This is a genomic window from Paenibacillus radicis (ex Xue et al. 2023), from assembly GCF_024722015.1.
In the GTDB taxonomy this organism is placed as follows: Bacteria; Bacillota; Bacilli; order Paenibacillales; family NBRC-103111; genus Paenibacillus_S.
Genome location: NZ_JANQBD010000027.1, coordinates 111,090 through 117,117 on the forward strand (window position 1 = coordinate 111,090; position 6,028 = coordinate 117,117).

The 6,028-nt window shown below is 46.2% G+C and carries 5 protein-coding genes; 3 read left to right on the forward strand and 2 right to left on the reverse strand.

The genetic code is table 11. The features are described from left to right. The first annotated feature begins 9 nt into the window (after window positions 1-9). Window positions 10-1,365 carry a glucarate dehydratase gene (gene gudD / locus NV381_RS29935; RefSeq protein WP_258216979.1) on the forward strand — a complete coding sequence of 452 codons (1,356 nt, stop codon included), beginning with the start codon at window positions 10-12 and terminating at the stop codon, window positions 1,363-1,365. Window positions 1,366-2,684: 1,319 nt separating this feature from the next. On the opposite strand, the gene NV381_RS29940 is transcribed toward gudD, so the two are convergent. Continuing rightward, a complete protein-coding gene (locus NV381_RS29940) occupies window positions 2,685-3,266 on the reverse strand; it encodes a TetR/AcrR family transcriptional regulator (protein ID WP_258216980.1) in 582 nt (193 codons plus the stop codon). A gap of 99 nt (window positions 3,267-3,365) precedes the next feature. Between NV381_RS29940 and NV381_RS29945 the strand changes: the two genes are divergently transcribed. Both NV381_RS29945 and NV381_RS29950 read left to right on the forward strand, forming a co-directional pair. Next, complete coding sequence (locus tag NV381_RS29945) at window positions 3,366-4,010, forward strand: NADPH-dependent F420 reductase (RefSeq protein WP_258216981.1); 645 nt, start codon at window positions 3,366-3,368, stop codon at window positions 4,008-4,010. A 155-nt stretch (window positions 4,011-4,165) separates the two neighbouring features. Then, window positions 4,166-5,134 (forward strand): MraY family glycosyltransferase, encoded by a 969-nt coding sequence (locus NV381_RS29950; RefSeq protein ID WP_258216982.1) that lies wholly within the window; start codon window positions 4,166-4,168, stop codon window positions 5,132-5,134. Between the two features lie 187 nt (window positions 5,135-5,321). Here the strand turns inward: NV381_RS29950 and NV381_RS29955 are convergent, their stop codons facing one another. Next, window positions 5,322-5,570, reverse strand: coding sequence for a hypothetical protein (locus NV381_RS29955; protein WP_258216983.1), 249 nt, complete (start codon window positions 5,568-5,570; stop codon window positions 5,322-5,324). Window positions 5,571-6,028 lie beyond the last annotated feature (458 nt).

Sequence of the window (6,028 nt, forward strand, 5' to 3'; positions counted from 1 at the left end):
GGCATAATCATGAATCATTCAATGGCCAAAGAAAGCTTGACAGCTTCACCTATTATAACTGAAATGCTGGTAATTCCAGTTGCAGGGCATGACAGTATGCTGCTCAATCTTAGCGGAGCTCACGGCCCTTTTTTCACCCGCAACGTTGTTATTCTTAAAGATAATGCTGGCCACACAGGTGTAGGCGAGGTTCCTGGCGGAGAGGGCATTCGACAAACGTTGGAGGATGCAAAAAGCTTGGTTATAGGCCAATCCATTGGCAACTATAACAACATTCTTAATACAGTGCGGCAACGTTTTAATGATAGGGATACAGGTGGACGCGGCTTACAAACATTCGACTTGAGGATTACGATTCATGCCGTCACAGCGCTTGAAGCCTCATTACTGGATTTGCTTGGGCAGTTTCTTAATGTGCCGGTAGCGGCGCTCTTGGGTACGGGACAGCAGCGCAGTGCGGTGGAGATGCTTGGTTATCTGTTCTACATCGGTGACCGGAACAAGACCGATCTGCCTTATCTCCAAGCACAGGATGCGTCAGATGACTGGTTCCGTTTGCGCCATGAAGAAGCGCTTACAGTGGAGTCGATCGTGCGTTTGGCTGAAGCTGCGCGTGAACGCTATGGTTTTAATGATTTCAAGCTCAAAGGCGGCGTGCTGCGAGGCGCTGAGGAGATCGAGGCTGTGACTGCGCTCGCCGAGCGCTTCCCACAGGCGCGGATTACATTGGATCCGAACGGCGCTTGGTCACTGGAAGAAGCGATTAACCTGTGCCGCAATCAGCATCATGTACTCGCTTATGCAGAGGATCCTTGCGGCGCCGAGAAAGGATATTCAGGCCGCGAGGTGATGGCTGAGTTCCGACGCGCAACCGGACTTCCAACGGCTACCAATATGATCGCTACCGATTGGCGTGAGATGGGACATACCATCCAGTTGAATGCGGTGGATATCCCTCTTGCCGATCCGCATTTCTGGACGATGCAGGGCTCGGTGCGAGTAGCTCAGATGTGTAATGATTGGGGACTCACCTGGGGCTCGCATTCCAACAATCATTTTGACATTTCGCTTGCCATGTTCACTCATGTTGCAGCTGCTGCCCCAGGTAAAATCACAGCCATCGACACCCACTGGATTTGGCAGGATGGCCAACGCCTGACTAAAGAACCGCTTCAAATTGTGGGCGGGATGGTCAATGTTCCTGATAAGCCCGGCTTAGGGATTGAAGTAGACATGGAGCAGCTTGAGAAAGCACATCAGCTGTATAAGGAAAAAGGATTAGGCGCTCGCAATGATGCAGACGCTATGCAATATTTGATCTCAGGCTGGAAGTTTGACAACAAACGTCCTTGTCTGGTTCGCTAAGGGTTGTTCATTTAGCCCGTGCCTTATTTGTCTAAGCCTGCTGATAGATCATGGGATGACAATGACCCGTTTAGAAGGGGGCAGATCCAACAGGCATATTGCGATAGCCTACCTGCCACATTACCCGAATATTGGGTTGCAAAAGAACCTTCAAATCCAACTTTGATAGTGGATTTGAAGGTTCTTTTTGCACATCATATAGAATTCGCTCAATAGAGTTCATCCTTTTGAGACAGCCCCTTCTTGGGTGTTCTTAGCATGTGCGAATCTCGGGCGTCTGCCACGGCGTTGCATTGCGGTCGGTCGAACCCCACGAGAGATGAGGTCACTTTCCAAGACGTACTAATCTTTCTCTCGGGTTCTGGAAGCGAGGTTTGGTTACGTCATTGTATGGCGGTCGGTCGAACCCCGCGAGAGATGAGACTTTCCAAGACGTACTAATCTTTCTCACGGGTTTGGGATGCGAGTATCGGTTACGTCATTGCATGGCGGTCGGTCGAACCCCCCGAGAGATGAGGTCACTTTCCAACACGTACTAATCTTTCTCTCGGGTTAGGGATGCGAGTATCGGTTACGTCATTGCAAGGCGGTCGGTCGAACCCCGCGAGAGATGAGGTCACTTTCCAACACGTACTAATCTTTCTCTCGGGTTAGGGATGCGAGTATCGGTTACGTCATTGCATAGCAATCTAGCGAGTCCCACGCAAATAACAGGAAAATGTCCGGTTATTTGCCCCGAAAATAGCGTTCCAAGCCCTATAGCTGGAATTTCTCATGCTAATTCTACGTATTTTGATTAAAATCACCAATATTATCTATATTAGCGGTAGTTTTTCCAGTTAAAATGATTTCCAACAATATTTAGGCGGGATTAACGTGAGGAATTCCATCTAATCTCTTCCTTTAGGCAACTGCCAGAGCCCCTAGAATGAAAGCAACGTTTAACATTTATGAAGTCCGTACGCATCTCCGCCGTGACCTGCTGCCCCATTTACACAAGCTATCAGAGAAAAGTTTCGTGAAAGCAAGGCATAGGTGAAAAGTTGCGCGATACAGCAATCCATCGGTGTAAAGTTGCACGATACAGAAAGCCATAGGAGAAAAGTTGCGTGTTCCAGCAAGCCTTTGAAAGTCGAGTGGCTTTCGTTTGCCCAACAATTTGTTGAAAAACGCATCGATCGGTTTCAAAAGGTTGGCGGTAAAGGGCAAGGTTAATCCCTTGTGCCAGCTGATCTTTCATAAAGTTCTCTTTTGGAGAGTAAAAGGAGGGCTGTCCTCTAGTTGTTATAGCTTTGGGTCAGCTTCTTCATTTTGTTTGGTTAGCGATATGACTTGATCAACGTGATTGCAGCATTAACAACATCTGCCACGGGGCTATCCGCACCAAAAAATCGGGAAGACATACAAAACCCTTCCAAAAGTAGAAACAGCTGCAAAGCAAGGAGCTCTGGTGAATGTAGTCCAGCTTGTTTACATATGGATTCCAGACGCTTAACAACGGATTGTTTATGAGCTACAGCCGCTTTATTCACAATATGTTCGGGAAATGGGAACTCAACAGCAACGCCCTGATATAGGCAAAAAGTCGACATGGGAGAGGAGGAATGCCGCTCTGCAACCGCCTCAAAAATGGCGATGAGCTGGTTTTCCGGTTCAGTAACTTGATGAATCGTGCTCTCAAACCATTCCCAGTACAACTCGTCAGAACGCTCCAATATAGCGACAATCAGGTGATCCTTTGAAGGGAAATGCTTGTACATCGTCATTTTCGTAATCCCTGATTCAGCTGCAATCATATCTACGCCTACAGCATGGAATCCATTCTGAAAAAATAACTTGCTTGCAGTAACCAGCAGCTGCTCGCGGGCAACTGATTTCTTTCCATCCGTTTTTTTCATCATAGCCATCACCTCTTATTAGTTGACATTATACAGATCGGTATATATACTGTCAATATAAGTATACAGACCTGTATGTATACTATGAGGAGGGGAATATTAATGAAAATTGGAATTGTTGGTTCCGGAAATGCAGCACAAACTTTGGGTAGTGCGCTTGTTAAACAGGGGCACGAAGTTAAATTAGGAACTAGAAGCCCTCAGAAGCTGGACGAATGGTTAAGACAAGTTAAGGATTGCAGGGCTACGGTTGGTTCTTTCGAGGAGGCCGCTGCACACGGGCATCTTGTTTTTAATGCCACTTCAGGAGCAGGGGCACTGGATGCTTTAAATGCGGCAGGCAGTCATAATTTAAGCGGTAAAATATTGATCGACATTTCCCTTCCGCTGGATTTTTCCAATGGGACGCTGACTTTATTCGTAGCGAATACAGATTCTCTCGGCGAACAAATTCAACAGGCTTTTCCCGATGCAAAAGTAGTGAAGACCTTAAATACGGTCGCCGCCGCGCTAATGGTAAATCCACGCAGCCTTGCGGGTGGTCAGCATGATCTGTTCATAAGCGGGAATGATGCTGATGCGAGAAATGAAGTAATTGGGTATTTGAAGGAATGGTTTGGTTGGGAAAGTATAATTGATTTGGGGGACATCTCTTCTGCACGCGGTACCGAAATGATATTAGCTCTTTTAGCCAGAGTGCATATGACCGTGGGTCATTCGCATTTCAACTTCAAAGTAGTCCGATAAGAACGGGACTGTAGGGTAGGGGGCTTCAGAGGATGTAACTCAGATTTTTACTGGGTAGTTAAAAAAATATTTGCAACAGGACATGAATCGACAGGAGAGGCTCTTCTTGTGTATAATTGAACTTGCGGCAACTTTTTCTAAAATTTGTATTGGGGATGGTAATCATAATCTACGCAGCTGCTTTTCTAATCTCTTTTTTGATCGTATACTTACTCATTCCTCCGCTTGGGAAATTGGCATTCCGTCTTGACTTTGTGGATAAGCCTAGACAAGATGTCGAAAGAAAGATACACAGGGAGCCTATCCCGCTTACCGCTAGTTATGCGATTTTTGCTGGATTTGCTGTCACTTATCTTTGCTTTTCAAAAGGATTTACGATGCAAACGGCCGCTATTTTGGCTGGATCACTGCTGCTATTGATTATCGGAACCGTAGATGACTGGTACAAGACACGGGGCAAGGATTTCCCGGCATTGCCAAAGATGATCGTTCAGGTGTCCGCGGCTGTGCTTGTCTATGCTTCGGGTATTACATTTGATGGATTTTATAACCCGTTCAGCGGGGAGTTTATCGGATTACCGGATTGGCTGCAATTTATTTTGACTATTCTTTGGATTTTCGGTGTTACAACGGTTATTAACTTTTCAGATGGCATGGACGGACTCGCTGGCGGGCTTTCCGCGATATCTGCCGTAACCCTCTTTGTAGTTGCTTTAGTGAAGGGGCAGAACGATTCTGCTGTTATGGCTATCATATTAATCGGTGTTGCCGTTGCTTATCTACGGTACAATAAACCGCCTGCCAAAGTATTTATGGGGGACGCGGGTGCAACCTTCCTGGGATTCATCCTGGCTGTAATTGCTCTGGACGGTGCTTTCAAGCAAGCTACAGTGCTTTCGCTGTTTATTCCCATTTTGGCGTTAGGGGTACCGATATTCGATAATATATTCGTTGTGTTCAAGCGTCTCCTGCAAGGCAAGCCAATTTATCAAGCTGATGCAAGCCAGGCTCATTACCGTCTGCTGCGGCTAGGTTTAAATCAGAAGCAGGTTGTCGTATTTCTGTGTTTGATCGGTGTGTGCTTCAGCTTGTCTTCGATTATTTTGCTGCTGCTGCAGGTATAAAGGGATACATAGAGCAATATTTGGCCATAGATTATTCGCGGACGAAGGTTCGTGTAGTCTGTGGCTTTTTGTATATTAACAAAAGGATCAGCGTGGGCAGGAACAATATGGAGGGGGAGAGGGGAAGCGTTTCGGAAACCATTCGAATGCAGCAAGTTTCATTGAAGGAGGGGCGTGGTGGTTACATTTAATGAGGTTTGGGAACAGCTCTATTGAGCATTTTGATATGAAGGGCGGATGTCATAGACATTTTGCGCAGCATAATATCCTTTGTCTGCAAGTCTGCTGTAAAGAAAGAATCGCATTGAATAAGCTTATACAAAGCGTCCTCGGCTGCCATACAAGCTAAACGTTCACATTGCAATAGATAGAGGCACAGGCTGTAACAATCCGTTTCCTGCTTTCTCAGTATCGATATACGCTCCATCATGTCCACAATCAGATCACCATCCTCGCTGCATACATCTTATTTTAAATGGTTTTGGACTATTGGATAGTACTATATTTATCTAGTACCTTGACATGCAAGGTTCCAGTTCGTGTTTAAAATTTCCATCAAAGCACGAAGCAGGTACCCTTTTTAAGTTTTTGGCAGATATGAATTTTTGAGATCTTACGATTTCAATCATCAGGCCTATTATGTTCGTATAGCGGGGTGGGGAGGCGGCTGGTAGCAATATGCGTTAAAGGTCCTGAACGGAACAGAAAATTCCGTTATTTACTCAGCCCCCGCCAATTTAAGACGATAGCGGAAGTCGAAATTCCGTGAGCGACCGGGCAAGGTCGTGTAATTTAGCAGGTGGAACCCCTGCTTGGTAAGATGTACAGCCGCATCGCCAATAGCGAGTCTTGGGCTACTAATAGTAATGTTAGGTGCTAAGCGTAGACAGTTAG